This window comes from Polaromonas sp. P1_F1 (genome assembly GCF_056405795.1).
This window is the reverse complement of sequence record NZ_JBFUBJ010000001.1, coordinates 214,004-239,983: the sequence shown is the minus strand read 5'-3', so window position 1 is coordinate 239,983 and position 25,980 is coordinate 214,004. Positions and strand designations below refer to the sequence as shown.

The window sequence follows — 25,980 nt, the reverse complement described above, 5'->3', positions numbered from 1 at the left end:
ATCTGCTAACCCTTTTCTCTTTTCCGGCCCTTGTTTCCTGACTGCATCCTCAAGATTGGGTGAGGGGCGCAAAGCAGCGGTATCGGCCTTGCTTTTCTATTGCCGGATTCTTCCATTCCCGCTGATGATCGTCATCTCCACGAAGCGTGAACCACTGTGCATCCCCGGGCGAAATCCGATGACATATCCTCCCAGGTCAAAGCTGTCCAGTCCATCCAGAGCGGAAGCAAAACCTTCACGGGTCACACGCGAGCCTTGCCGCCGGGCCGCTTCAACGATCACCTTGGCCGCGATGAAGCCTTCCATCATTGCGTAGCTGATCGGAACATCCTGCGCGCCGGCCGTTGCCGCGATGTCGTTGAACTCCTTGGAAAGCCGATTTGTCAATTTGTAGGGACTGGGCGTAACCTGGGCGATCGCGATGCCTTGCATTTGCTCGTCAGAAAGCCGTTTCGCCATCTGCTCAATGTCCGCGCCCGAGTGTGCAAACAGCTGAGCCGTTCCTCCGGCCGAGCGGTATTTCTCAATAAAACCGGAAGCAGCGCCTCCACTTGCAATCATGATGATCGCCTGCGGCGAGGCTTGCAGCATGGCGTCGGCGGCGGCAGCCACGCGGCTGGTCCCAGCGTCATAACCCGCCGTTTGTACGATCCTGGCCTTGGCATTCGCCGCTGCTTCCTGTGCGGCGGCGATGAGTGGCGCAGCACCGGGGCCATTTTCGTAAAACAAGCCAAGCCTGGTGATTCCGACTGTCGCCAGGTGCGCCGTGATTCTCGCAAGTTCGTCCCGCAATGTGGCGCGCACGCCATAAAGTTGTGGAGCGTCCAGATTCAGTTCGGTCGCGCGGAAGCCGACCAGCACGATGCGCTCGCGCTCAAATACGCCCGCGCTAACCAGCTGGGCGATATTGCGGCTTCCAAAGTAGCCGGCAAGCACCACTGGCTTGTCCTCGGCCAGAAGCGCGCGCGTTTGGGTGAGTGTTTCATCGGGACGTCCAGCGTCGTCGCGGCGCGCCAGGATGAAGGTGTTTCCGTTGACCCCGCCCGCCTTGTTCACGGCGTTGAAATGCAACTGCATTCCAGCTGCATAGGCGCGGCCCTGGCTCGCGTCAATACCGGTCAACGGCGCCACCTGACCGACTACAAGCTGCGCGGCCAGTATGGACGACGCTATACCGCTTGCGATAACCAGGCCCGCCAAGCGGGCAATCAACTGACCAGTTCTCATTTCCAGTTTCCTTAACGCGGTCCAACTCGCACGTGCAACGCTTTCACCTGTCAAGCCTGAGGCTGTAGATAGTGAATCCAGCCCCACGGGTAACAATCGGAGAAGGCCACGAGGTCCTTGCCGGCCGCCACGTTCAATCGATCCGGATGTTGGAACGCAGGGCAATCACGCGCATGCGGGGCAGCTCGTTTTCGATGCGCGCCGCAACCGTGGCAGCGGGCTCCCAGGCGTATTCGAGTCCGTTCGCAACGAGTTTTTCGCGAAGCTCCGGATCCTTCATGGTTTCAGCCAGCGCCTTCTGCAGCTTGGCTTTTACATCCGCCGGCACCCCCTTGGGCGTGGCAATGGCCAGCCAGGAATCGGCCGAGAAACCTTTGAAACCGCTCTCCGCCACAGTCGCCACCGTGGGCATTTGCGTCGCGCGGCTCTCGCCAGTGACGGCGATGGCTTTGATCCTCGGCTTGGCCGCCTTCAGCTGCGGCAGCGCCGCCGCGACGGTGTCAATCGAGAAGGGGATCTGGCCGGCCATCAAGTCGTTCATCGCCGGTGCGCTGCCTTTGTAAGCGATGTGCTGCAGCTTGATGCCGGCGGCGCTCCACAGCATTTCGCCGGCGAAGTGCCCTGTGGTGCCGTTGCCGAACGACCCGTACACGTACTTGTCCGGCGCGGCGCGCACTGCTGTTATGAGTTGCTTCAGGTCGTTGATCGGGACATCGGCGTTGGCCAGCAAAACAAGGGGAACGCGCGCCACCATTCCGACAGGCTCGAAACTCTTGATCGGGTCGTAAGGCAGCTTGGGCATGAGCGCTGGATTCACCGTGAAGGTGGAACCAGAGCTGATCAGCAGCGTGTAGCCGTCCGGCGCCGCCTTGGCAACAAAAGCGGCGCCGACGACGGTGCCGGCGCCCGGCCGGTTGTCGATAACCACAGGTTGCCCCAGGCGCTCACCCAGCTTCTTGGCGACCAGCCGTCCGGCGATGTCGGTGGCGCCACCCGGCGGAAAAGGAATGACCAGTTGGACCGGCTTGGACGGATAGCCCTGCGCGTGAACGCTGGCCCATGGGGCCAGCAAGACCAGCGCCATGGCCAGGAAGAAGCGCTTCTCATACCTTGGGTTCATCATCGTATTGCTCCTCTTTGATACGGCATGGGCCGCGTTGATCAACCATTGCGAAACAGGAAACTGCAGGCATTGCGTTTCGGGATATCCAGAATTCCCAAGCGGCAAAGTTGGAGGGCATGTCGGAAATCCGCTTGAGGAGTCAAGGAAAGTCTATCGCCGAGGCCACGCAACAGGGTTGCAACATGATTGACTTTTGAGATCAATTATTCGAATAATTGAATTCAGAAATTTGGAGAAGTGTGTGATTAAAGAAAAAAGAGAAATAAAAGTGCGTTTACAGAATGAAACAACTGCCCCGCGACCTGACTTGGACCGGGTTGATCGAGTGATCCTGCGCTTGCTCCAGCGCGATGCATCGATCTCCAATGTGGCACTGGCAGCCAAGGTGCACCTGAGCCCCGCAGCCTGCTTGCGCCGGGTGGAGCGCCTGAAGTCGATGGGCCTGGTACAGCGCATCGTCGCGTTGCTCAATCCTGCTTCGCTGAACCTTGGCATGCTGGTCGTGATCGGCGTGGTGTTGGACCGGTCCACACCGCAGTCCTTCGCCGACTTCGAAAAAGCGGTGCAGAAGGTGCCGGGCTGCCTGGAATGCGTGGTGGTGACGGGCGAGTTCGACTATTTCGTCACCGTCCGCACGCAGGACAACGAATCGTTTAACCGCCTGCATGCTGCGGAGCTGCTCTACCTCCCGGGGGTGCGGCAGATCCGCACTTTCGTCGTGCTGAAGCAGGTGCTCTCAACGACGGAACTGCCAGTTATGTAGTTTTCAGGGTGTTGACAATCCCGATGAAGGTTGAAGCGCACCGACCATAGACAACGCACATTCCTCGCTTCCTTCTTGCGATGTCTCAGGCCCTTGAGACCCGCATGTGAATTCACGAACCGCTGTTCAGCAAGGCCGCGTGGTATCAAAGGTAATGGTGCTGGCCCGGTAGCACGCTTCGGTAATAATGAGAATAATTCCCATCTACGACGCGCGCCTGGTCAGCCACCGCCACATCTCGTATGCCGCTTGAAGGGATCCGTCACCTCCATGGCAATGACCGACCTGTGCTTGAGCGCTATTACCAAGAACTGCTGAACTTCTGTTCCCGCACGGTGCGAAACCGCGATGCCGCGGCTGATGTCGTGCAGGAGAGCTATGCGCGCGTGCTGGCGGTGCAGCATTCCGGCCAGGCGGTGCCGGAGCCGCGCGCACTGCTCTACCGCACAGCCCGCAACCTGCAGATCGACCAGCACCGCCGCAGTGAAGTGCGCGGCGAGGCGCTGCATCCCGATGCCGAGGCCTCGGCCGCCGAGCTCGAGAACCTCGCGGCGCCGCTGGCCTGCGAGCCCGATGCGGCGGCGTCTTCCGCGCAGGGTGTGAATGCCCTGCTGGCCACGATCGATGCCCTGCCTTTGCGCTGCCGCGAGGCCTTTATCCTGCACAAGTTTGACGGCCTGCCGCATTCGGAGGTGGCCGAGCAGATGGGCATCTCGCGCAAGATGGTCGAGCAGCACATCAAGCTGGCCATGGACGCCTGCAGGCGCTGCAAAGACGCGCTCGACGGGGCGCCCGCCGCCGCCGGCCCAACTTCTACCCCCATCTCTACCCCGGTGCTCCGACGAAGAAAACCTGCCCGCGAATGACTTTCGGCTTTCGAATGAATTTTTATTTGTATTTTTGCTTTCCCGGCATAGGGTTTCAGTTTGTTCGTGCGTCTACATCCAAGAGCCGATAAGCACACCATGAACACCCCGCCGCCAGCCCATCCGCCAGCCGCACCGTCCACAGAGCCCGACGAAGCGGCGCTGGACTGGTTCGTGCGGCGTACCGGTGGGCAGCTTGAGGCGGCGGACGAGGCTGCGTTCCAGGCCTGGCTTGCGGCAGACAGCGCCCACGGCGCAGCCTTCGCGCGCCACCAGCGCGACTGGCGTTTGCTCGACGCGCTGCCGGCGGACGGCTTGCGCACGCTGAGGCAAAACCTCGCCGACGACAAAGCCGTTGCTGCCGCCCGCGCCGCGCCGCGCCAGCGCGCCTGGTGGCAGGGGCTGTCTGCCTGGGTGGCGCAGGGCGCGCTGGCCGCCGTGGCGTTGATGGTTTCCTGCGGGGGCTATATGGCCTGGAGCCTCTGGCAACAGCAGCCGGTGTTCGAGCAAAGTTTTGCCACCACCCGAGGCCAGCAGCTGGAGGTGGTCTTGCCGGAAGGCAGCCGCCTGAGGCTGGACACCCTGACCACCGCCGATGTCACGCTTTACCGTGAGCGCCGCGTGGTACGTCTGCCGCTGGGACAGGCAATGTTCCAGGTCATGGGTGACCCGGCGCGTCCTTTCGATGTGCTGGCCGGGCCTTTGCGCATCACGGTGGTCGGCACGCGGTTTTCTGTGCGCTACACGCCTGGTGTGCCGGGCCGTGCAGGTGTGCAGGTTGCGGTGGAAGAAGGGCGTGTGCGCGTGGCGCGCGCCGAACGGTCCGCCACGGACGCGGCGGTCGAGCTGGTCGCGGGCCAGCAAATTGCGAGCGACATGTCGGGATTGCTGGGCGCGGTGTCTGTCGTGCCCGCAGCCGGGATTGCGCCCTGGCGTGAAAGCCGCGTCAGTTTTGACAACACACCGCTGAACCAGGCCCTGGCCGAGTTTGAGCGTTACGGCCCGGTGCACCTGACGGTGCGGGAGCCGGCCGTGGCCGCGCTGCGCGTGACGGGCACGTTCGACCCGCGGCGGCCGGGCAACTTCGCCCGCGTCTTGCCGCAGGTTTTGCCGGTGCGGCTGCGCGAGCAGGGCGGCGAGGCCGAGATCGTCGCCGCCGGTCATTAACCGTTCGCCATTCGCCATTAACCGTTGGTTATTAGCTTGAGCTGCCTAGTCTGCTGGCCGAAGCACGGCTGACATCAGGACACAAAAAAACTTTGTGCCCGACCTAGGGTTTCCCGGGACCCACGCGTCTACATGAGAAGGATTCTTATTTAAACCTTCTCCCGGAGATTGCACGCATGCCTCGTTCCCGCTTCCACCTGTCCCCTTTGGCCCTGATTCTGGCCCTCGGCAGCTCGGTGGTTTACTCCCAGGGGGCCGCCAGCACGCGCGCCGCCACCCCCATGCAGATCAGCCTCGCGGCGCAGCCACTGGCCCAGGCGCTCAACAACCTGGCGCAGCAGGCCGGGCTGGAGTTGATGGTCCAGCCCGCTCTGGTGGCTGGCAAGACGGCGCCCGCGGTATCCGGCCGGTTGACGCCGCAGCAGGCGCTGGACAGGTTGCTGGCCGACAGTGGCCTGGCGGCGACCATCGACGGCAATGTGTTTGTGGTCAAGCCTGTTTCAACGTCATCGGGCGCGGCAACATTGCCGCTGGTGACCGTGATGGCCGGCGCGGAGCAGGAAACGGCCACCAGCGGCGGCAATGGCTACGTCGCCAAGCGCAGTACCTCGGGCTCCAAGACTGACACGCCCATCATCGAGACGCCGCAGTCGATCTCGGTGGTGACCAAGCAGCAGCTGGAAGACCAGAAACCGCGCAGCGTTTCCGAGGCCTTGAATTACTCGCCCGGCGCCTTCACAGGGCTGGTGGGCGCGTCCAACCGCTACGACTACGTGGCGCTGCGCGGCTTCAAAGACAGCAGCGTAGACAGCACCCTGCTTGACGGGCTGCGCATGTTGAGCGACCAGGGCAGCTACACCTCGATGCAGGTGGATCCTTACTTCCTGGAGCGCATTGACGTGGTGCGGGGCCCTGCGTCTGTGCTGTACGGACGCGCGTCGCCGGGCGGCCTGGTGGCGCTGACCAGCATGACACCGCAGTACCAGCCTTACCGGGAAGTACAAGTCACCACCGGCAACCGGAACCGCCGGGAAGCGGCTGTCGATCTTTCGGGGCCCATCGACAAAGACGGTGTGATGGCCTTTCGCCTGACGGCACTGACGCGCTCGCTCGACTCACAGTTCAGCACAGTCAAGGAAGAGCGCCAGGCGATTGCTGCATCCCTGGCGATCAATCCGTCAAACGACACGCGCCTGTTGCTGCAGGCTTATCTCCAGGATGACCCGGAGGGCAGCTATCACAGCGGGGTTCCGGCGGACGCCAGTCTCAATGCCAATCACAACGGCCGCCTGATTTCGCGGTATTTCTTCGATGGAGATTCCAGTGTCGAGAAATACCAGCGCAAGCAACGCTTCCTCGGCTATCAGTTCGAGCATGCCTTTAACGATGCGTGGAAGTTCCGGCAGAACTTTCGCCACGTGACGGCGAATACCACGCTGCGCCAGATCTACGGTTATGGCTGGGCCGGCGCCAACGAGTTGACCCGCTACTATTCCGGCGCCACGGAGTCGACACGCGGCAACACGGTCGACAACCAGCTCGAAGGCCACTTCGAGACGGGAGCGCTCAAGCACACCCTGCTGACCGGGCTGGACTACCAGAAGCGCCGCGTCAGTGGGAACTGGGAGTCGGGCAGCGCGCTGCCCGTCAATGTGTTCAACCCGAGTTACGGCGCCCCGGGCCTGACCGGCGTGACCAGCGACCTCATCGACCGCAAGCTGGAGCAGACCGGCCTCTACCTGCAAAACCAGACCGAGCTGGACCGCTGGCGCTTCACGCTGGGCGGCCGCATGGACTGGGCCAAGGCCTCCAACCAGTATGGTTCGGGAAATCCGGCGCAGTGGAGCGGCTCCAAATTCACCAAGCGGGCCGGCGTTGTCTATCTGTTTGACAACGGCGTTGCGCCCTACGTGGGTTATTCGGACGGCTTTAATCCCAGCCTGCGCAATGACCGGCAAGGCAACAACCTGCCGCCCGCGGAGACCAAACAGCTGGAAGTCGGCATACGCTACCAGCCCAAGGACTCCAACACCTTGCTGTCGGCGGCGGTGTACGACCTGTCGCAGAAAAATGTCGCCACACGCCCGGTAGGCGCCACCTACTTTGAGCCTACCGGGAAGGTGCGCTCGCGCGGCCTCGAACTGGAGGCCCGTTCGCAGCTGAGCCGCAAGGTCTCGGTGCTGGCAAGCTACACCTATACCGACATGAAGTTCACCGAATCGTCGGACGGCTTCACCGGCAACACGCCGTACCAGGCGCCGCGCCATATGGCCTCGGTCTGGGGCGACTGGAACTTCGCACAGGGCTACACCATGGGTGCGGGCGTGCGCCATGTGGGCTCCAGCTGGGTTGACAACGCCAACAGCATGAAGGTGCCGCCCTACACGCTGGTGGACCTGATGCTGCGCGTCGATCTGGCCCAGCTGAACCCGTCGCTCAAGGGCACCAACCTTCGCCTGAGTGTCAATAACCTCCTCGACAAGACCTATGTGGCGTCGTGCCTGAGCCAGCAGTACTGCTACTGGGGCGACGCACGCAGCGTCAACGCGACCCTGACGTATCAGTGGTAGGAACGCGGTCCGGTGCTGTATCCAGCGGCGGGCATTCTTTTGATCACCATGCGCCGCCGGATGGCGCACCAGAAATCAGGGAGTTCAGTGCAATGAAAAATGATGTCTATGACTTTATTGCGATCGGGCTTGGACCCTTCAATCTGAGTCTGGCCTGTCTGGCGGAGCCGATCACCGGGGTGAACGCGGTTTTTCTGGAGCGCAATGCGGAGTTCAACTGGCACCCCGGGATGCTGATTGACAACACCACACTGCAAAACCCCTTCCTGGCCGACCTGGTGAGCCTGGCGGACCCCACCAGCTGCTTCAGCTTTCTCAACTACTGCAAGGAAGAAGGGAAAATCTATTCGTACTACTTCCGCGAGAGCTTCTACCTGACGCGGGCTGAGTACAACGCCTACTGCCGTTGGGCGGCGGCGCGCCTGCCCAACGCGCGCTTCGAGTACGACGTGCAGGAGATCGTCCACGACATCGAGAACGGCTGCTATGTCGTGACCGGTGTGCAAGGCCCGCAGCGCGAGCCTTTTGTCATGCGCTGCCGTAAACTGGTGCTGGGCGTTGGCTCCAAGCCCCGTTTCCCACAATGTTGCGCGCCGGGCGGGCATCGCTACCTGCATACCGCCGACTACATCACCCGCAAGGCCGAGCTGCAGAAGAAGCGCTCCATCACCATCGTCGGCAGCGGCCAGAGCGCGGCCGAGGTCTACCACGACCTGCTCAAGGACGCCGACGGGCACGACTACAGCCTGACCTGGATCACCCGCTCTTCGCGCTTCTTCCAGATGGAGACCACCAAGCTCACGCTCGAGATGTTTTCTCCCGACTACATCGATTACTTCTACAACCTGGCCGATGGGAAGAAGGAGCGCATCGTGCGCGCGCAGGACAGCCTGTACAAGGGCGTCAATGCCAGCCTGATCAACCAGATCTATGACCTGCTGGACGACAGGCGAAAGCAGGGGCCGCTGCGCACGCACCTCATTACCAATTGCGAGTTGCAGGGGTGCCGCTACGACGCCGGAAGTGACAGCTACGAGATCGAATTCCGCCAGCTTGACTGCGACGCACGTTATGCGCACCGCAGCGAGGGGCTGGTCTTTGCCACGGGTTATCGCGAGAACATCCCGCCTTTCGTTGACGGCATCCGCCACCGCCTGCGCTGGGACGAACAAGGCCGCTATCGCCTCGCGCGCAATTACGCCGCCGATTTCAACGGCAACGAGATATTCGTGCAAAACGCCGGCCAGCACACCCATGGCATGACCAACCAGGACCTGGGCATGAGCTGCTACCGCAACTCCTACATCCTGCGCGAACTCACGGGCGTGGAGCACTACAAGATCGAGCGTCGCGTCGCGATCCAGGATTTCACCATTCCGTCCACTGCGGACTTCGTCCTGCTCTGAGGCCTGAGAGACACAACCAACATGAACCTGAGATTTCACATTATCACGATGACGGTACTAGCCGTCATCAGCGACGCCATCCTGATTCCCTTTTACCCGCAGTTTTTCAGCGTGCGCTACGGCATCGACAGCCCTGTGCACGTGGGCGCCTACGTGGCGGCGATCTCCATCGCCGTGATGTGCACCCTGCCATTGTGGGCGCGCGTGGCGCGCCGCGTCGAGCCGCTGCATCTGCTGGTCTACACGCAGTTTGCCGCCGGCACCTTCAGCCTGCTGAGCGATTGGGCGCCTACGGTGAAGATCTACTGGGTGCTGTCCATGCTGATGTTCATGTGCAAGAGCAGCTACCTGCTGATGTACCCGTACATGATGCGCCTGACCCCCAAGGAGCAGCATGCGGCCACCATTGGCATCCTGTCGGTGGTGGTGCACTTCGGCGCCATCTTCGGCGCGGTGGTGGGCGGCTTTGTGCTGCAGACCTGGGGGCCGCGCGCCAGCATTTTTGCCATGGCGGCCGGCGACTATTTTCAGATGGCGGTCTGCTTCTACCTGATCCGCAGCGGAAAGATCATTCGCGTCAACACCGGGGAGCAGGCAATGGCCGAAGCCACCGAAGCGCGCCGCGTCGGGCTGCTGGCCCGCCTGCCCATCCTGAAGCTGGCGCTGGTGATGCTGATGTTTGACTTCAGCGCCTACCTGATCCGCCCCTTCTTCGCGCTGTACTGGCAGAAGATCACTGGCAACGACAGCGAGCTGCTGTCGGGCATGGCCTTCGCCATACCGGGCGTGGTGGCCATCGTCGCGTTGCGCCTGCACGCCTGGATACGGGCACGCGGCGGGGACCTGCCCGACCACACGGTGGGCAACCTGCTGCTGGGCGCGGTCGGCCTGTTGCTGCATGCCGCACCCGATCCTTTCCTGGTCGTGCTGGGGCGCGTGCTGTACGGCTGGGCCTTCTTCCAGATCATCGTCAAGCTGGAGGTCAACCTGTTTCGCCTGTCCACGCCGCAGCGCTATGCGCAAGACTACAGCATCACCAACTTCTTCCAGAACATGGGCGTGCTGCTGTCCTCGTTTGCGGCGGGCGCGATTGTCAATCGCTACGGGCTGCATGTGCCCTTTCTGCTGGCGGCCGGTGGCTTTGTACTCACTGCGTTGCTGGATCGCCTGATCCTCAAAGTACCCAGCGCCGGGCATCTGGAGGAAGGCGACAAGTCAGCCCATCCCGCCTCTCTAAAGGAGCCCGCCCATGCCAATTGAGACTGACACGATCCACCGCCGCGCCGACGCCGTGCAAAGGCTGTACCGCGACGAGACGGGTTTTGTGTTCCGCCCGTTGCGGATACCGGAGGACATCCCGACTTTGCATCGCTGGTTCATCCAGGAGCGTGCCGCCTTCTGGCTGATGCAGGACAAGACCGAGGACGAAGTTCGTGAGGCCTACCAGCGCATGATGGATTCCGGCACCGCCACACCCTACATCGGCTGGCACGAAGGCCAGCCAGCCTTCCTGGCGGAGTGCTACGACCCCGCGCAGGACCGCATCAAGGCCTTCTACACCGTGCGGCCCGGTGACCTGGGCATGCACATTTTTATCGGGCCGCCTGAGCGGCGCATTGTCGGTTATTCGCGCACCGCGTTCCATGCGCTGATGCGCTTCATGTTCGAACACTTGCGCGCGCGGCGCATCGTCGTGGAGCCCGACGCCACCAATCACAAGGTCCATGCCTTGAACCGGTCGGCAGGCTTTGCCTACGACCGTGATGTGGTCTTCCCCGAGAAGATCGCCAGCCTCGCCTTTTGCACACGGCGGGATTTTGAACAGGCTACGGCCGCCACCTTAGAGGAAGTCCATTCATGAACGTCACCATCGCCCACCAGATCGCGCACGACCCGGCCCAGTTCGCCGCCCACCTGACGCCGGAGGTCTGGGCTCAAGCCAACCGCCTGCTGTTGCGCAAAGCCATTGCCGAATATGCCCACGAGATCATCATCGAACCGGAGCTGCTGCGTGCCGGTCAGGGCGGCTTCGCGTTGTACCAGGTGTGCTCCGACGACGGCGCCGTGTGCTACCAATTCGAAGCACAACGTCTGGCGCTGCGCCATTGGTACATCAAACCGGAATCCATCCGCAAGCTGGTGAACAGCGCAGACCAGTCGCTGGACGCGCTGCAGTTCATCATTGAATGCCGCCAGCGCCTGGGAATACGCGAGGAGCTGCTGCCCATCTACCTCGACGAGATCAGCAGCACGCTCTTCGGCAGCGCCTACAAGCGCATGAAGGCAGACGCACCCAGCAGCGCCCAGCTGGCCGACACCACTGACTTCCAGACCATTGAAGTCGCCATGACGGAAGGCCATCCGGGTTTTGTTGCCAACAACGGGCGGCTGGGTTTCACTGCGGCCGACTACCAGGCCTACGCGCCTGAGGCCGGCTCGGAGATTCGCGTCATCTGGCTGGCCGTGCACAAGGACCACGCGGCTTTCTCCAGCATCTCCACGCTCAGCTACGAGCAGTTGCTGGCCGAAGAGCTGGGGCAAGAGACGGTAGACGGCTTTAGCCGCGAAGTGGCCGCGCTGGGCGTGGATCCAGCCGACTACAACTTCATGCCGGCCCATCCCTGGCAGTGGTTCAACAAGCTGTCGATCGCCTTCGCCGGTTATGTGGCCCAGCGCAAGATCATCTGCCTGGCCTATGGCCGCGACAACTACATCGCCCAGCAGTCCATCCGCACCTTCTTCAACACCAGCGACCGCAGCAAGCGCTATGTGAAGACCTCGCTATCCATCCTGAACATGGGGTTCATGCGCGGCCTCTCACCGTATTACATGTCGGGCACGCCCGCCATCAACGAATTCATCAAGGGCCTGGTGTCCGGCGACACCTTCCTGCGCGCGAACGGTTTCACCATCCTGCAGGAGGTCGCCTCCATCGGCTTTCGCAATCACTACTATGAGGCTGCAATACCGGTCGACACGCCTTACAAGAAGATGTTCTCGGCGCTGTGGCGCGAGAGCCCGCTGCCCTTGCTCAAACCGGGCGAACGCCTGATGACCATGGCCGCGCTGCTGCATGTCGACAAGGACGGCCATGCCCTGCTGCMCGAGTTGATCCGCCGCTCTGGCCTAAGCACAAAGGCCTGGCTGAAAAGCTATCTGGCGTCCTACCTGACGCCGCTGCTGCATTGCTTCTATAAACACGACCTGACCTTCATGCCGCATGGCGAGAACCTGATCCTGGTGCTGGACAAGCATGTGCCGGTGCGCGCCATCATGAAAGACATTGCCGAGGAATGCGCCATCCTCAACATTGAGGCCAAGGCGCTGCTGCCGGAGCGCGTCAACCGGCTGGCGGTCGATGTGCCCGACCACTTCAAGCTGCTGGGCATCTTCATCGATGTGTTCGACGGCGTGCTGCGCCACATCAACCAGGTGCTGGTGGAAAACGCCTGCTGCAGCGAGAGAGACTTCTGGCAATCGGTGGCCGACTGCGTATCCGATTACCAGGATGCCCACCCTGAGATGGCCGAAAAGTTCGCGCACTACGACATGTTTGTGCCCGAGTTCCTGCATTCCTGCCTGAACCGCCTGCAACTCGGCAACAACGTGCAGATGGTCAACCTGGCAGACCCTGCGTCCAGCCTGAAGATGGCCGGCAATCTTGTGAACCCGATAGGCGGGCTCCGCCGCCGCGCCGCGCACCGGGCCGAGGCAGAACCGGTTGCGGAAAGCGTTGCATGAGCTTTGACATGCGGGCGGAGGACACGGTGCGTGACGGCGCGCCGCTGCAGGCGTGGGCGTCCGCGCCCAACGCTGACCTCGCCCGCGTGTTGCAACTGGCCGGGCGCATCGCACCCTCGCTGCGCGGCGAGCAGGGCGATGCACCGCTGCCCAGCGCACTGCGTCATGGCGACGACGCAGCGGCCAGGCCGGGCCCGTTGCGGGCGCTGTGCCGGCACTGGGCAGAGACCTACCCCGAAGCCGGCGCGCACTATGTGGCGCTGCGCTGCTGGGGGCTAGCGATCTGGCAACCGGTGTACCTCAGCGTGATCGCCGCGCATCTTGATACGCACGTTCCGCGGCTCGCCGGCCTGGCACAACCCGTGGTGGACGGGTTTCCCAGCGACTTTCAATTGCCGGTGCACGCACCCATGAAGGCCGCGACGCTGCCTTCACGCATCCGCCTGGCAACAGGCGAGCTGCGCGAACTGTGCCAATCCACGCGGGCGGCACTCATGCAGCTGGTGGCGCTGCATGCACGCGCCGCCGACCGGCTGCAGGCTGAGTGTGTGCTGGGCGCGCTGCTGCTAGTGCATCGCAGCCGGTCAGTTCTGGCCGATAGCGAGGTCGCCGCGGTAGGTGAGGAATGGCTGGCCCGGCTCGGCATCAGCGGCGGCTGCGGCCTTTTTGCCTACCGGGCGCGTGACGGGACGCCTGCGCTCGCTCTCGACCGCAAGGTGTGCTGCCACTACTTTCGCCGCCATGACGGCGAGAAATGCAGCACCTGCCCCAAGCTCCCGCTCGACAAGCGTATCGCCCGATTGCTGGCCGATCCTTCGTAGTCCGGGCCATTGATCCCGCGATGCGGCTGTGCCTTTCTCAAGGCCGGTGTGTTTCGCCACGCCCTGGAGAGTTCCATGAACGATATCGCACGCCTGGTGCATGTCCTGCCGGCGGACCCGCAATTGCCCGTAGGCGCGTACTTTGACGAGGCCCTGTTCGCGCGCGAACAGGCATTGATCTTCAACAAGTCCGCCCGCTACCTCGGCCATGAAAAAGCCGTGCCGCAGGTCGGCGACTGGCACCGGCTCGCGCAGGAAGGCGGCGGCCGCGTGCTGGTGCGCAACCCGCAGGGCGTGGAGCTGTTGTCCAACGTCTGCCGGCACCGGCAAGCCCTGATCCTGGGCGGCGAAACCGGCAATGTGACCGGGCCAGCCAACCCGAAAGGTAATCTGGCGGCTGCCGGCGGCAACATCGTCTGCCCCTTGCACCGCTGGACGTACAACAGCAGCGGCGAGTTGCTGGGCGCGCCGCAGTTCGAGCAAAAACCCTGCAAGAACCTGCAGCGCTTTTCCTTGCGCAACTGTCACGGCCAGCTGTTCGAAGGCCCGCGCGACCCGGCTCAGGATATGGCGCCGCTGTTCGAGCGGCCCGAGTTCGATTTTTCGGATTACGTACTCGACCACGTGGAAATTCACCAGTGCAACTACAACTGGAAGACTTTCATCGAGGTCTACCTGGAGGACTACCATGTTGCTCCGTTCCACCCGGGCCTGGGCAGCTTCGTGAGTTGCGACAACCTGAGCTGGGATTTTGCCGACTGGTACAGCATGCAGCGCGTCGGCGTGCACGAATCGCTGAACGCGCCGGGCTCGGACATCTACCGCACCTGGCACGACCGCCTCCTGAACTATCGCACCGGAACACCACCGGATTTTGGCGCGATATGGGTCACCTACTTTCCTACCCACATGATCGAGCTGTACCCGCATGTGCTGGTACTGTCCACGCTCTACCCCAAGGGGCCGCAGGACACGGTCAATGTGGTGGAGTTCTACTACCCCGAGGAGATCGCGGCCTTCGAGCGGGAATTCATTGAAGCGCACCGCGCCGCCTACATGGAAACCGCCAGGGAGGACGACGAGATCGGCGAGCGCATGGATGCGGGCCGGCGCGCGCTGCTGGCGCGCGGCGTCTCGGACACCGGGCCTTACCAGTCGCCGCTGGAAGACGGCATGCAGCATTTCCATGAGTGGTACCGGCGAACCATGGGTGCCTCGTCTCCCCCTTGAAGTCGGGATGCCGCTAGCCTCACAATGCAGCCATGCGCAAACATTTCTCCGAAACCACCGGCCCGCAGCGGCTCACCCTGGGCTTGGTGACCGGGCTGATCGTGGCGGCGCTGCCGCTTCCCCTGGGCTGGCAGTTTTGCGGCCTGCTGGGCTGGTGTGCCGGCGTCGGCGTTTACCTGTGGCTGGCCTGGTGGCTGTGCGTGCGTTTCGACGCCAAACGCACGCGCGAGCGCGCGCAGGCACAAGATGAGCCCAGCGTGGTGCTGTTTTTGCTGATGCTGCTGGCTACCATGGCCTGCGTCGCGGCCATCACGGTCATGATGCAGCAGTCCAAAAATCTGTCAGGGATGGAGCGCACGCTGCGCATCGTGTTGTCAGTCGCGGCACTGGCCGCCTCCTGGCTGTTCATGCAGACCATTTATGCGTTTCGCTACGCGCACCGCTATTACCACGAGGAAAAACTCGGAGAGCCCGATGGGCCTGGCCTGTGTTTTCCCGGAGGGCTGGATCCGGACTATTTCGATTTTTTGTACTACGCCCACGTGGTCGGCATGACCTCGCAGGTCTCCGACGTGCAGGTCACCTCGCGCGAGATGCGCCGTCTCACGCTGGTGCACAGCGTGCTGTCGTTCGGCTTCAATATGCTGATCCTGGCGCTCAGCATCAATGTGGTGGCGGGCGCGTTGCAGTAGGGCCAGCCAGACGTCGCGAGGTCCCTAATGGATCATATGGGGCTGGCATTTGCGGCATCTTTGCCCGGTTTTGCAAGTTCATACAGGCGCTGCTCCGCCAGCAGATTTCTGACATTTGCCTCAAATGCCTTTTTAAGGAACTCAGGCACGCTGCCGGAAGTAATTTCCGGAGCGTTGAAAGACCCATCTGTCGTGGTTTCAAAAACAACTTTTCCGGAGGCTGTGCTAAAGACTTGCCAGCGAACCTGCAGGTAAGTGGAACCCTTTAGCTTGCCGGTAATGCCGATATCTGCATTTGGGCTGCCGGAGAAAGGAAAGCAGAGATTGGACTCGTATTTTTCAATGGCTCCAGCGACAAGCAACTCCGCATTCGCAACGGTCTTGTCAACAAACAGGGCTTTTGGGTCGCCCGCAACCTTGTAGTTGGACTGAGTGAACTCTTTGCGAAAGGCATCCTTGAATTCGTCATCTGTCAGGTTGATTCTTCCGCCGCGCCAGTCGACCGAGTTGCCAGTGAAGCAGCTCCAGCCGTACTGGATATTCAGAACCCGGCTGCCAAGTGGAACTTGCGTGACCACCTGTGTAAGGAGGAAGCTTTTCGCATTGGCATCATTGGGTCCTGCTATCACTGCCTTCTGTTGAGCCGTTGTTGTCGGTGGAATTGCACATGCCATCAGTGATGCCGTGGATATCGCAATGAGCAGGTATTGATAGTTCATATTTTGTATAGGCCTGGAGTTCGAGTCAGGTACGGATTGGGTAAGGTTTAGGCCGCACTTTGCCACCGCGCGCCTAGCCATGCCCCGAAAAGAAAAGAAACCGGCAGCCCCAACGACCATAAGGCAATGCGCCAGGCGGCCGAGGTTGCCGGAAACTGTCCGAAGAATACATAGGCGTGTTGACACGTATGACGGAAGGATCTGCGGATTGGACTGAGGCATCCACAAGATCCGGTTCCAGCATTACAGCGCCGAGCCAGGTGATCGTGAGCAAAAAAGCGCCTATCAGGAGGCCGCGCCAGGTAGCGCGCTTTGGTTGCTGCGACTCTTCAGGGTGGGAACTTGACATGAGGTGGGTGGCAGATTGTGCGGCCTGACGTTTAGCATGGGCGTGTCGTCGACGGACAACGAAGCTGTCGGCTGGGCGTTCGCTCGAAACAGGGATTGGGCATCAGTTTCGCTGGATTCACGTTGTTGAAGTCGATCAAGTGGTGCGGCGCCAGGTCGACTGGCCATGAACGTCGAACTGCTGCATGCGAGTCGATCTGGTTGTTTGAATCGGATGGTTGGAGCCACGATTCTCACCGAACCCGGGAGACGCGCATATTTACAGCTGAAACAGCTGTTTTTTGAGCGCCATCTTTTCCTTCTTGCGCAGGCTCGCTTCGGATTTGCGGTGCGAGCCGGCCTTGCGCTGCGACGCCGGCGCCACCAGAGGGTTGCGAGGCTTGGGCGCGGTCAGCTTGAGCTTGGTCTTGCGGGCCGAAGTCATCCTTGCGTCGGGCCTTTGCGGCCCAGCTTGAGCAGGCCGGTCGACAGCGCCGTGCCGCACACAATCACCACGGCGCAGATCACCATCCAGGCCGTCACATGCTCACCGAGGAAGATCACGCCATAGATCACGGCAAACACCGGCACCAGGAAGGTGACCGACAGCGCGCGCGGCGGGCCGGCGTTTTCGATCAGGCGGAAAAACAAAATATAGGCCAGCCCAGTGCAGACCACACCTACGGCCAGCAGCGCCAGCCAGGCATGCGCGCCCGGCATCTGCGCCGGCCACAGCCAGGCGGCCGGCAGGGCCAGGCCCAGTGTGGCGCCAATCTGGCTGCCCGCCGCAGTGACCAGCGGCGGCATGCCTGACAGATAACGTTTGGTGTAACTGGCGGATATGCCGTAGCAGAGGCAGGCAAACAGGCAGGCCAGCACGGCCCAGCCCGGTGCTACACCCGAGGCATCGGGCTTGAAGGTGGCTTTGTCCCAGGCCAGCATGGCGACGCCGGCAAAACCCACGAAGAGGCCCAGGATGCGCGAGGCATTGGGTTTGTCCTTGAGCCACAGCCAGGCGATCAGTGCGCCGAACATGGGGACGGTGGCGTTGAGGATGGCCGACAGGCCCGTGGTGATGGACAGCAGTGCAAACGAAAAACATGCAAACGGAATGCCTGAATTGAGCACGCCGATGAAAAAAATCCGCTTCCAGTTTTTCTTCAGGTGAGGCAACAGGCCGCGCAGCCACACGATGGGCAACAGGAACAGTGCCGCAATGCCCACGCGCACGGCGGCGGTGGGCAGGGGACCGAACTCCACCGTGCTGATGCGCATGAAGAGGAAGGACGAGCCCCAGATGGCGGCCAGCATCACAAAATCGGCAGCCCAGTTTTTGGGCCTGGTGAGGGCCGCACCCACCGGCGCAGCGATACCGGAGGGACTGGAACTCACAGCGTGTTCTCCTGAAGTGCGCCTTCGAGTTTAAGCAAGGCGGTTTTGCGGTGCAGGCCGCCTGCGTAGCCTGTGAGTGAGCCATCGGAGCCCAGCACCCGGTGGCAGGGCACGATCACGCTGACCGGGTTGCGCCCGACTGCTGCGCCCACGGCGCGCACGGCTTGCGGCTTGCCGATACGCTGGCTCACCTGGCCGTAGCTGAGGGTGCCGCCCTGCGGAATGGCCAGCAGCGCCTGCCATACCGACTGCTGGAAGGCCGTTCCGTGACCCAGGTCCAGCGGCAGGTCGAATTCGGTGCGTGTGCCGGCATAGTATTCCGTGAGTTGCTTGATGGTCTGCCTGAGCACCGGGTGGTCCGGGTCTTCGCGCCACACATAAGGTTTCACGAGTTGCGGCGGCAGGTGACGCTGGCCGGCAAACCAGGTGCCGGCCAGGCCTTTGTCAGTCGCGGCAATGATCATTTCCCCCAGGGGGCTGTGGAAGGTCGTCTGGACGACGGAGTTGTCGAATTTCATCTTGTTCACCTTTGAATGGTTTCGAGTTTCTGCCTTATCAGGTCTTTTTCGGGCCTGAATAGGCGGCTTAAGCTGACTTGTCTCTTTTACGGGCAAAGACTGGCTCGATCATTCACCGGCGATGTTCGCGCCAAGGCGCTGGACCGTCCAATGAAATCGAAGCGCTGCATTCATTCCCCGAACGCATGAATCGGCATGTTGTCGCTATTGCGCCGTCAGCCGGGGCGCTCGAGCGTGCCGCTCCAGGCGCGTATCACCGCGTAGCTGCGCCAGGGTTTCCATGCATCCGAGGCCAACTCGGCCTCCCGTGCCGGGTTCTTTTTTTCCTGCACACCCAGCGCCTTGTGTAGCGCCACATCGCCTGAAGGAAACGCATCGGGCCAGCGCAATGTCCGCATGGCTATGTATTGCGCCGTCCAGTCACCGATGCCGGGCAACCCTTTAAGCGTAGCCACCGTCGTGTTGATGTCGGCGCCACTGTGCAATTGAAGGCGTTTTTCTGCCACTGCCTGCGCGATTCCCACGATGGCGGCCTGGCGCTGCCTGACGATGCCCAGTTGCCCGAGCGCATCGCCACTGGCTGCGGCCAGTACGGCCGGGGCGGGAAAGAGGCGCGTCAGCTGTGGCCACGGTGTTTCCACGGGTTCGCCAAAACGGTCCACCATGCGCTGCGCCAGCGTGCGCGCGGCGGCCACGGTGATCTGCTGGCCCAGCACGGCGCGCACCGCCAGCTCGTAGCCATCCAGCGCGCCTGGCACTCGCAGGCCGTCGCCTTCGGGAAAACTGTCGTGCAGTACGCTGTTGATGGTGGCCGGATCAGCGTCCAGGTCAAAGGTGGTGCGCACGCGGCGTATCACCAGCGGCAACACTTCGCGCAGCGAATCGCTGACGCGCAGCACCAACTGCGAACGGCTTTCATCAAAGCTTGCGAGCAGCCAGCCGGCATGCAGCTTGCCGCCCGACTCGATGCTGAAAGTCCGGCCCAGAGCGGGCTGCGCAGCGTCCGCGTCAATGAATTCAATGGCACTGATGCAGCGCTTGCTGAAGAAGGCCAGCATCGCCTGCACGTCATAGGGCGGGCGGTAGCCCAGCCGCACGATGACGCCTTCGCCCACCTCGCCGACCCGGGCCGGGCCCTGGCGCCGAAGCTGCGTGGGGTTGAGTTTGTAGTGCTCCACAAAGGCAGCATTAAAGCGCCGCACGCTGGCAAAACCGCTGATCAGCGCAATCTGCGTGATGGGCAGATTGGTGTCGGCCAGCAATTGTTTGGCCGTGTGCAGCCTGTGCGTCTGCAGGTATTGCATGGGCGAGACGCCGAACTGTGCCTCGAAAATCCGTCGCACGTGGCGATCGCTCACGCCCAGCCTGGCGGCCAGCTTTTCTACAGAAGGTGCTTCCTCGGTCCACACCTCGGGCTCATCCAGCAGGCGCGCCGCCTGGTGCGCCAGGATGTAGGACGCATCCTGTATTGACCACACCACTGAATGCGGCGCCAGCTCGGGCCGGCAGCGCAGGCAGGGACGAAAGCCCGCGCTCTCGGCCTGGGCAGCGTGGTGAAAGAAGCGGCAGTTTTCGCGCTTGGGGGTTTTCACGCTGCAGACCGGGCGGCAATAGATGCCGGTGGAGGTCACACCGGTGAAAAAGCTGCCGTCAAACCGGGCGTCCCGCGCCTTCAGGGCAAGGTAGCAGTCGTTGTCGGCAAGAGGGGTGGTTTCGCGGTTCATGAGGGAAATGATACGCCGCAGCAGGCTGTTGACTAGCCGTTTTCGGACATGTCCCTTTGGTCGAAAAAGCCTTCAAAATTCCTGTCCAGGCTAGCTGTTTTTTGCCTCGTTGGAGACCGGTTAGATACCACTTTGGCGAAGCTTTCCATAGTCTGAACGGGCCCCCTGGAAACGGTGGCGGCCTACAGTTCGCGAAAGGACCGCCCCCTACAATCAAACCCATCAAATTGAAGGATCTCGCCGATGCAAATCAACCCGTCCATCTTCAAGGCCTACGACATCCGCGGTGTCGTGCCCTCCACCATCCATGAGGAAATGGCCGAGGCGCTGGGCAAGGCTTTTGGCATGGCGGCGCTGGCCGAAGGTGAGAAATCCGTGGCGGTAGGCCGTGACGGGCGCCTCAGCGGGCCATCGCTCAGTGCAGCGCTGATGCGCGGCCTGGCCGCGGTGGGGATGGAAGTGATCGACGTCGGCATGGTGACCACCCCCATGCTGTACTTTGCGGCCAGCACCCTCACGGCTTCCGGTATCCAGGTCACAGGCAGTCACAACCCCAAGGACTACAACGGCTTCAAGATGGTGCTGGCAGGCCGCGCCATTTATGGCGAAGAAATCCAGGCGCTGCGCCGCGCGATGGAAGGCGAGACATGGGTGTTGCCGTCCCAGGCCGGCGCCATTCGCCAGGTCGATGTTGAAACGGCCTACCGCGACCGCATCGTGTCCGGCATCAAGCTCGAGCGTCCGCTCAAAATCGTTATCGACTCTGGCAACGGCATAGCCGGCGCTTCGGCGCCTGCGATCTTTCGCGCGCTCGGCTGCGAGGTGACCGAACTCTTCAGTGAAGTGGACGGCAATTTCCCCAACCACCACCCCGACCCCAGCAAGCCCGAAAATCTGCAGGATTTGATCAAGGCCCTGCAAAGCGGCAAGGCCGAACTGGGCCTGGCCTTTGACGGCGACGGCGACCGCCTCGGCATCGTCACTAAAGACGGCCAGAACATTTACCCCGACCGGCAGATGATGCTGTTTGCCCGCGACGTGCTCTCACGCGTGCCGGGCGGCACCATCTTGTTCGACGTGAAATGCTCGCAGCGCCTGGCGCCCGAGATCGAGGCCGCTGGTGGTGTGCCGCTGATGTACAAGACCGGCCACTCACTCATCAAGGCGAAGATGAAAGAAGTCGATTCGCCGCTGGGCGGCGAAATGAGCGGCCATATCTTCTTCAAGGAGCGCTGGTACGGCTTTGACGACGGCACTTACGCCGGCGCGCGCTTGCTGGAAATCCTGAGCCGCGTGCCCGACGCCGGCATCGTGCTCAATGCCCTGCCTACCAGCTTCAGCACGCCCGAACTGAACGTGGCCTGCAAGGAAGGCGAGCCGCACACGGTGGTGGAGGCCTTGATCAAGTCGGCGAAGTTTGCGGCGCCCGCGAAGATTTCAACGATTGACGGTGTCCGCGTGGATTGGCCAGACGGCTTTGGCCTGATCCGCGCCTCCAACACCACGCCGGTGCTGGTGCTGCGCTTTGAGGGCCACACCCAGCAGGCGCTGGAGCGTATCGAGGCCGACATGCTGACCCTGCTGCGTAGCGTCAAGCCCGGCGCCAGCTTCGCTGCCGCCTCACATTAAGCTCACCCCCTTCCAGACTCACTGCGTGTAGTCTGTTCCCCCCTCGAGGGGGCGGCGCCTGGGGCCGGCAAAGCCGGACCCTCGGCCCCCACTGGTGAAATACCTCCGTTAGTTACGCCCATTGAACTCTTCAAGCCAGCGGGTGCAGCGGAACCGGCTTTGCCGGGCCGCAGGCACCGTCCCCTGCAAGGGGAAAAGGGCTACACGCAGTGAGCCCGATAGGGGTGTGCCAGTTTTTCGGCTTTGCCGGGCCACAGGCGGGCGGCCCCCTCGGGGGGCAGGGAGTTACGCGAAGCGAACGACCGTGGGGGCCTAAAATACCTCATGAAAATTCTCCTGGTCAAGCTGTCCTCCCTGGGCGACGTGGTGCACACCCTGCCGGTGGTGCAGGACATCCACGCCGCGCTTGCGGACGCGCGCATTGACTGGGTGGTGGAAAAATCATTTGCGCCGCTGCTGGCGCGCCACAAGGGCTTGCACCGCGTGATTCCCTGTGAGATCCGGCGCTGGCGCAAATCATTCTGGACGCTGGCCACGCGAAACGAATGGCGTGCCTTCCAGCGGGACCTTCAACGTGAAGCCTATGACACCGTCATTGACTTGCAGGGCTTAACCAAGTCGGCGCTGGTAGCGCGGCTTGCCACGGTGGCGCCCGGCGGCAAGCGCTATGCCCTGGCCAACCAGACCGAGGGCTCGGGCTATGAGGCACCTACGCGATGGGTGGCTGACGTGGCCATCACCCTCACACCGCATATTCACGCGGTGCAGCGCTCACGGGAGCTGGCGGCGCGTGCGCTGGGCTACGCCCCGAAAGGAGCGCCGGATTTTGGATTAAAAATACCTGCAGCCCTTGAGAGACGGGCGCAAGCAGCTACTGAAAAGATAGCACCTGCAGCGTCGAAAGGCCGGGTGGTACTGGTCCACGGCACCTCGCGCGCCGACAAGGAGTGGCCGCTGGACCACTGGATCACGCTGGGGCGGCGCCTCCATGCGGCCGGCTACCCGGTGGCACTGGCGCACGGCAACGCACACGAGCTGGCCACCAGCCAGGCCATTGCGCAGGCGCTGACCAAAACCGCCGCGGACAGCGCCCTGGTGCTGCCGCTGCTGCCGCTCGACGCGCTCACTGAAGCGCTGGCGCAGTGCGCCGGTGTCATTGGTGTCGACAGCGGTGTCAGCCATATTGCCGTGGCGCTGGATTTGCCGCATGTGCAGATCTACAACTTCGACACGGCGTGGCGCACCGGCCCCGGCACCCTTGGCCACGGGGGGCGGCAGGTCAGCGTGTTTGCGCGCCCGGCACCCACGGTGGAAACCGTCTGGCAGGCCTGGCTGGCTTGCTGGGCGGTGAGCAGCCCCACCCGTGCCGGCGGGGCGAAATGAGTGCGCTGGCCCTGAAACTTTATTCGCTTCTGATGTGGCTGGGTCAGCCGCTGCTGCGCCGCAAATTGGCGCGCCGCGGCAGGCAGGAGCCCGGCTACCTTCAGGCGGTGCAGGAACGGTTTGGCCACTACACCCAGCCGGTGGAAACCGCCTCTGAGCTGGTTTGGCTGCATGCCGTTTCGCTCGGCGAAACGCGCACGGCGGCCATGCTGCTCAAGGCGCTGCGCGCGCAACACCCCGGCTTGCGTATTTTGCTGACGCACGGCACGGCCACCGGACGTGCCGAGGGCGTGGCCCTGCTGCAGCCCGGCGACGTGCAGGTATGGCAGCCCTGGGACAGCCCGGGCGCAGTGGCGCGGTTTTTTGGCCACTTCAAGCCACGCTTGGGCCTGCTGATGGAAACCGAGATCTGGCCCAACATGGTGGCCGCAGCCCAGGCACGTGCCATGCCGCTGGTGCTGGTCAATGGCAGGCTGTCCGAAAAATCCCTGCAGCAGGCGCTGAAAATGTCGCCGCTGTCGTTTCCGGCTTACGCGGCGTTGTCTGCGGTGTATGCCCAGACCGATGACGACGCCCGGCGCTTTCGCCAGGCGGGTGCTGCGGTGAGCGGCGTGTTCGGCAACCTCAAATTTGACGCTTCGCCCGACGACGCCCAGCTGGAAAAAGGCAAGGTCTGGCGCCGGACGCTCGGACTTCCGGTGCTTATGTTTGCCAGCTCACGTGAAGGCGAAGAGCAGGAATTTTTAAAGCAATTAAGTGCCACAGCCCAATCTGAACGGGCGCAACAAGCTATCAATTCTGTAGCAAATGAATTGCAGGCAGAAGCACACAAGGAGGGGCCGGGAAGCCAGTTCAGGGTGTTGCTGGTGCCGCGCCACCCGCAACGCGTCAATGAGGTGGAGGCTCTGGTGCAGCAGCACGGCCTGCGCGTCTCGCGCCGCTCGCACTGGCCCGATACGGCGGGCGGTCCGGCCGTGAACGACGATGCGCTGCATGCGGATGTGTGGCTGGGCGACTCGCTGGGTGAAATGGCGCTGTATTACGCGATGAGCGATGTCGCCTTGCTGGGCGGCAGCTTCGCGCCGCTGGGCGGGCAAAACCTGATCGAGGCGGCTGCCTGTGGCTGCCCGGTCGTGATGGGCCCCCATACCTTCAACTTCACCGAAGCCGCCGAGCTGGCCATCGAGGGCGGTGCAGCCCGGCGTGTGGTCGACATGGAGCAGGGCGTGCGTGCCGCCCGAAAGCTGATGGACAAACCCGAAGCACGCGCAGCCTCCGTGGCGGCCGGGTTGGCCTTCGCCGACCGCAATCGGGGCGCCACGGTGAAGACGGTGAGTGCGCTCGAGAGCTTTTTGGCAGCCCCAGCGAAGTAAGGCCACACCATGACCGAACCATCCAAAACCAAACTACGGGTACCGATCTGGTTCTGGATGCTGCTCTTCATGGCCGCGTGCCTCTTCGGTTTCGGCACCTACGTCATCCTGACACTCATCTAGTATCTAGCGAGCACGGATTTCCCCTTTCAGGCCGGGGCCGCGGGACTGGCTTTGCCAGACCGCAGGCGCAGCGGCCCGTCGGGGGGGGTAGCCACACGAAGTGGGAGCTTGGGGGCTACTTCAGTACCTGATGACAAGTGCAGTTGCCCCAGGCATAAAGGCGCAGGTGATGCGCCCAGTCGCGCAGCGTGGCCCAGGCGCCGCCGGTCGCCACTTCATAAGGCGTCAGGCCAAACATGCCCAGGCTGATGGAGGGCTCCACTGACACCACTGAATGCCAGGTTCGCTTGGGGATGAACAGGGCATCGCCGGCTTCAACGCGGGCGTGGTAGCCATGGGCTTTTTCGAAGGAGGCGAGTTCGCGGACTTGCTCGGGCAGGCGCGAGACGTTGATGTCACTCAGCGTGGCACCCCAGTCGTATTTGGCGGCCGGGCACATGTGCTGGCGCTGGTCGGGTGAGAAAAGGATGAACTCCTTGACGCCCTGGAGTTGCACAAACCAGTTGTGCGGGAAATCGTTGTGCAGGCCGGTCACGGTATTGGCCGGGCCCATGAACACGTATTCCCAGGTCATGCGGCCGGGCCACAGGCTCTTGATGAGCAGGTCGCGCCGCAGCTCGGGGTATTTTTCGAGGATGTCCCACTGCGCCAGGTACAAGGTCGTCGGCTTGAACGACTGCATGTGGGCCCAGTTCAGGTGAAAGCGCTCGCCGGGTTTGTAGCTGTCCCGCACCGGCTTGGGCAGCAGACCTGCCATGGGGTCCGGCGTGCGTTGCGCCGCCTTGCCGAGTTCCCGCAGGTAGGGCGCAACCGGAAGGAAGGGGCGGCCCTTGGTCACGCCCTGTTCGACCAGGCCATCGGTAAACTTGACCGGCACCTCGGCGCCCTTGCCGGCACAGACGTCGGCGAGGAATTCAAACGACCATTTTTTCCAGGCCGGCCAGTGATGGATGCCGCCCTTGACCAGCACGGGTTTGTCAAACGGTTGCTGGCGTCCCGCGCGCTTGAGTTCTTCCCAGGTGGTTTCCTCGATCAGCTCGAAGCTGGGGCCTTTGGGGATGTGTACCGGCGCATCGGTCACGCGTTCAGCCTCTATCGGCAAGGGCAGGGGATTGTGTGCGGGCATCAACATGGAAATTCTGGCCCCGGGCCGGGCCTTTGTTGGAGTGTTGTGAAGCGTACCGCG

General features: G+C 62.6%; 22 protein-coding genes. 14 read left to right on the top strand and 8 right to left on the bottom strand.

Annotation, left to right across the window (positions count from 1 at the left end):
- Positions 1-96 precede the first annotated feature (96 nt).
- Both AC1DZE_RS01225 and AC1DZE_RS01220 read right to left on the bottom strand, forming a co-directional pair.
- On the bottom strand, positions 97-1,227 hold the full coding sequence (locus AC1DZE_RS01225; protein ID WP_477699693.1) for an ABC transporter substrate-binding protein: 1,131 nt from the start codon (positions 1,225-1,227) through the stop codon (positions 97-99).
- 133 nt (positions 1,228-1,360) lie between these two features.
- Positions 1,361-2,347, bottom strand: coding sequence for a Bug family tripartite tricarboxylate transporter substrate binding protein (locus tag AC1DZE_RS01220; RefSeq protein WP_477699868.1), 987 nt, complete (start codon positions 2,345-2,347; stop codon positions 1,361-1,363).
- A gap of 265 nt (positions 2,348-2,612) precedes the next feature.
- Here AC1DZE_RS01220 and AC1DZE_RS01215 point away from each other — a divergent pair, with 265 nt between their 5' ends.
- From AC1DZE_RS01215 to AC1DZE_RS01165, 11 genes are all read left to right on the top strand, one after another.
- Positions 2,613-3,113: an Lrp/AsnC family transcriptional regulator gene (locus AC1DZE_RS01215; RefSeq protein ID WP_477685837.1), complete on the top strand. Its 501-nt coding sequence runs from the start codon at positions 2,613-2,615 to the stop codon at positions 3,111-3,113.
- Between the two features lie 242 nt (positions 3,114-3,355).
- The gene (locus AC1DZE_RS01210) at positions 3,356-3,979 is read left to right on the top strand and encodes a sigma-70 family RNA polymerase sigma factor (protein ID WP_477674269.1); all 624 of its coding nucleotides are present in this window, start codon (positions 3,356-3,358) and stop codon (positions 3,977-3,979) included.
- A gap of 99 nt (positions 3,980-4,078) precedes the next feature.
- A complete protein-coding gene (locus AC1DZE_RS01205) occupies positions 4,079-5,146 on the top strand; it encodes a FecR family protein (protein ID WP_477674268.1) in 1,068 nt (355 codons plus the stop codon).
- A 176-nt stretch (positions 5,147-5,322) separates the two neighbouring features.
- Entirely contained in the window at positions 5,323-7,716 is a 2,394-nt protein-coding gene (locus AC1DZE_RS01200) for a TonB-dependent siderophore receptor (protein ID WP_477699692.1), read from the top strand.
- Between the two features lie 92 nt (positions 7,717-7,808).
- On the top strand, positions 7,809-9,122 hold the full coding sequence (locus tag AC1DZE_RS01195; protein WP_477699691.1) for a lysine N(6)-hydroxylase/L-ornithine N(5)-oxygenase family protein: 1,314 nt from the start codon (positions 7,809-7,811) through the stop codon (positions 9,120-9,122).
- A gap of 21 nt (positions 9,123-9,143) precedes the next feature.
- Complete coding sequence (locus AC1DZE_RS01190; RefSeq protein ID WP_477672826.1) at positions 9,144-10,382, top strand: MFS transporter; 1,239 nt, start codon at positions 9,144-9,146, stop codon at positions 10,380-10,382.
- Positions 10,372-10,983, top strand: coding sequence for a GNAT family N-acetyltransferase (locus tag AC1DZE_RS01185; protein WP_477672825.1), 612 nt, complete (start codon positions 10,372-10,374; stop codon positions 10,981-10,983). Before AC1DZE_RS01190 ends, AC1DZE_RS01185 begins: the two co-directional genes overlap by 11 nt.
- Positions 10,980-12,863 (top strand): IucA/IucC family protein, encoded by a 1,884-nt coding sequence (locus AC1DZE_RS01180; RefSeq protein ID WP_477699690.1) that lies wholly within the window; start codon positions 10,980-10,982, stop codon positions 12,861-12,863. Before AC1DZE_RS01185 ends, AC1DZE_RS01180 begins: the two co-directional genes overlap by 4 nt.
- A complete protein-coding gene (locus AC1DZE_RS01175) occupies positions 12,860-13,684 on the top strand; it encodes a siderophore ferric iron reductase (RefSeq protein WP_477672823.1) in 825 nt (274 codons plus the stop codon). The genes AC1DZE_RS01180 and AC1DZE_RS01175 overlap by 4 nt, the downstream gene beginning before the upstream one ends.
- Before the next feature lie 75 nt (positions 13,685-13,759).
- The gene (locus AC1DZE_RS01170; protein WP_477699689.1) at positions 13,760-14,914 is read left to right on the top strand and encodes an aromatic ring-hydroxylating oxygenase subunit alpha; all 1,155 of its coding nucleotides are present in this window, start codon (positions 13,760-13,762) and stop codon (positions 14,912-14,914) included.
- Positions 14,915-14,946: 32 nt separating this feature from the next.
- A complete protein-coding gene (locus AC1DZE_RS01165; RefSeq protein WP_477672843.1) occupies positions 14,947-15,606 on the top strand; it encodes a DUF1345 domain-containing protein in 660 nt (219 codons plus the stop codon).
- Between the two features lie 32 nt (positions 15,607-15,638).
- Here the strand turns inward: AC1DZE_RS01165 and AC1DZE_RS01160 are convergent, their stop codons facing one another.
- The 5 genes from AC1DZE_RS01160 to AC1DZE_RS01140 all read right to left on the bottom strand — a co-directional run bounded on the left by AC1DZE_RS01160 (position 15,639) and on the right by AC1DZE_RS01140 (position 20,286).
- Positions 15,639-16,325, bottom strand: a complete 687-nt coding sequence (locus tag AC1DZE_RS01160) for a hypothetical protein (protein ID WP_477672844.1) — start codon at positions 16,323-16,325, stop codon at positions 15,639-15,641.
- 607 nt (positions 16,326-16,932) lie between these two features.
- Entirely contained in the window at positions 16,933-17,097 is a 165-nt protein-coding gene (locus AC1DZE_RS01155) for a hypothetical protein (protein WP_477668065.1), read from the bottom strand.
- Entirely contained in the window at positions 17,094-18,044 is a 951-nt protein-coding gene (locus AC1DZE_RS01150) for a DMT family transporter (RefSeq protein ID WP_477672845.1), read from the bottom strand. The genes AC1DZE_RS01155 and AC1DZE_RS01150 overlap by 4 nt, the downstream gene beginning before the upstream one ends.
- On the bottom strand, positions 18,041-18,562 hold the full coding sequence (locus tag AC1DZE_RS01145; RefSeq protein WP_477668063.1) for a methylated-DNA--[protein]-cysteine S-methyltransferase: 522 nt from the start codon (positions 18,560-18,562) through the stop codon (positions 18,041-18,043). Before AC1DZE_RS01145 ends, AC1DZE_RS01150 begins: the two co-directional genes overlap by 4 nt.
- A 215-nt stretch (positions 18,563-18,777) precedes the next feature.
- Positions 18,778-20,286, bottom strand: coding sequence for a DNA-3-methyladenine glycosylase 2 family protein (locus AC1DZE_RS01140; RefSeq protein ID WP_477668062.1), 1,509 nt, complete (start codon positions 20,284-20,286; stop codon positions 18,778-18,780).
- A 243-nt stretch (positions 20,287-20,529) separates the two neighbouring features.
- On the opposite strand from AC1DZE_RS01140, the gene AC1DZE_RS01135 reads away from it, so the two are divergent.
- The 3 genes from AC1DZE_RS01135 to AC1DZE_RS01125 all read left to right on the top strand — a co-directional run bounded on the left by AC1DZE_RS01135 (position 20,530) and on the right by AC1DZE_RS01125 (position 24,671).
- Positions 20,530-21,915: a phosphomannomutase/phosphoglucomutase gene (locus AC1DZE_RS01135; protein ID WP_477672846.1), complete on the top strand. Its 1,386-nt coding sequence runs from the start codon at positions 20,530-20,532 to the stop codon at positions 21,913-21,915.
- A gap of 324 nt (positions 21,916-22,239) precedes the next feature.
- A complete protein-coding gene (gene waaC, locus AC1DZE_RS01130) occupies positions 22,240-23,298 on the top strand; it encodes a lipopolysaccharide heptosyltransferase I (protein WP_477673631.1) in 1,059 nt (352 codons plus the stop codon).
- Positions 23,295-24,671, top strand: coding sequence for a 3-deoxy-D-manno-octulosonic acid transferase (locus AC1DZE_RS01125; protein WP_477673632.1), 1,377 nt, complete (start codon positions 23,295-23,297; stop codon positions 24,669-24,671). Before waaC ends, AC1DZE_RS01125 begins: the two co-directional genes overlap by 4 nt.
- 238 nt (positions 24,672-24,909) lie before the next feature.
- Here AC1DZE_RS01125 and AC1DZE_RS01120 read toward each other — a convergent pair whose 3' ends face one another.
- Positions 24,910-25,926, bottom strand: a complete 1,017-nt coding sequence (locus tag AC1DZE_RS01120) for a cupin-like domain-containing protein (RefSeq protein WP_477699688.1) — start codon at positions 25,924-25,926, stop codon at positions 24,910-24,912.
- Positions 25,927-25,980 lie beyond the last annotated feature (54 nt).

Bases quoted from the DNA above. Each gene is read 5' to 3' on its own strand.
- AC1DZE_RS01125 (WP_477673632.1), top strand. From the start codon at position 23,295: ATGAGTGCGCTGGCCCTGAAACTTTATTCGCTTCTGATGTGGCTGGGT.
- AC1DZE_RS01160 (WP_477672844.1), bottom strand. From the start codon at position 16,325: ATGAACTATCAATACCTGCTCATTGCGATATCCACGGCATCACTGATG.
- AC1DZE_RS01220 (WP_477699868.1), bottom strand. From the start codon at position 2,347: ATGAACCCAAGGTATGAGAAGCGCTTCTTCCTGGCCATGGCGCTGGTC.
- AC1DZE_RS01210 (WP_477674269.1), top strand. From the start codon at position 3,356: ATGCCGCTTGAAGGGATCCGTCACCTCCATGGCAATGACCGACCTGTG.
- AC1DZE_RS01145 (WP_477668063.1), bottom strand. From the start codon at position 18,562: ATGAAATTCGACAACTCCGTCGTCCAGACGACCTTCCACAGCCCCCTG.
- AC1DZE_RS01225 (WP_477699693.1), bottom strand. From the start codon at position 1,227: ATGAGAACTGGTCAGTTGATTGCCCGCTTGGCGGGCCTGGTTATCGCA.
- waaC (WP_477673631.1), top strand. From the start codon at position 22,240: ATGAAAATTCTCCTGGTCAAGCTGTCCTCCCTGGGCGACGTGGTGCAC.
- AC1DZE_RS01170 (WP_477699689.1), top strand. From the start codon at position 13,760: ATGAACGATATCGCACGCCTGGTGCATGTCCTGCCGGCGGACCCGCAA.
- AC1DZE_RS01120 (WP_477699688.1), bottom strand. From the start codon at position 25,926: ATGTTGATGCCCGCACACAATCCCCTGCCCTTGCCGATAGAGGCTGAA.
- AC1DZE_RS01195 (WP_477699691.1), top strand. From the start codon at position 7,809: ATGAAAAATGATGTCTATGACTTTATTGCGATCGGGCTTGGACCCTTC.
- AC1DZE_RS01165 (WP_477672843.1), top strand. From the start codon at position 14,947: ATGCGCAAACATTTCTCCGAAACCACCGGCCCGCAGCGGCTCACCCTG.
- AC1DZE_RS01140 (WP_477668062.1), bottom strand. From the start codon at position 20,286: ATGAACCGCGAAACCACCCCTCTTGCCGACAACGACTGCTACCTTGCC.
- AC1DZE_RS01155 (WP_477668065.1), bottom strand. From the start codon at position 17,097: ATGACTTCGGCCCGCAAGACCAAGCTCAAGCTGACCGCGCCCAAGCCT.
- AC1DZE_RS01135 (WP_477672846.1), top strand. From the start codon at position 20,530: ATGCAAATCAACCCGTCCATCTTCAAGGCCTACGACATCCGCGGTGTC.
- AC1DZE_RS01200 (WP_477699692.1), top strand. From the start codon at position 5,323: ATGCCTCGTTCCCGCTTCCACCTGTCCCCTTTGGCCCTGATTCTGGCC.
- AC1DZE_RS01190 (WP_477672826.1), top strand. From the start codon at position 9,144: ATGAACCTGAGATTTCACATTATCACGATGACGGTACTAGCCGTCATC.
- AC1DZE_RS01205 (WP_477674268.1), top strand. From the start codon at position 4,079: ATGAACACCCCGCCGCCAGCCCATCCGCCAGCCGCACCGTCCACAGAG.
- AC1DZE_RS01175 (WP_477672823.1), top strand. From the start codon at position 12,860: ATGAGCTTTGACATGCGGGCGGAGGACACGGTGCGTGACGGCGCGCCG.
- AC1DZE_RS01185 (WP_477672825.1), top strand. From the start codon at position 10,372: ATGCCAATTGAGACTGACACGATCCACCGCCGCGCCGACGCCGTGCAA.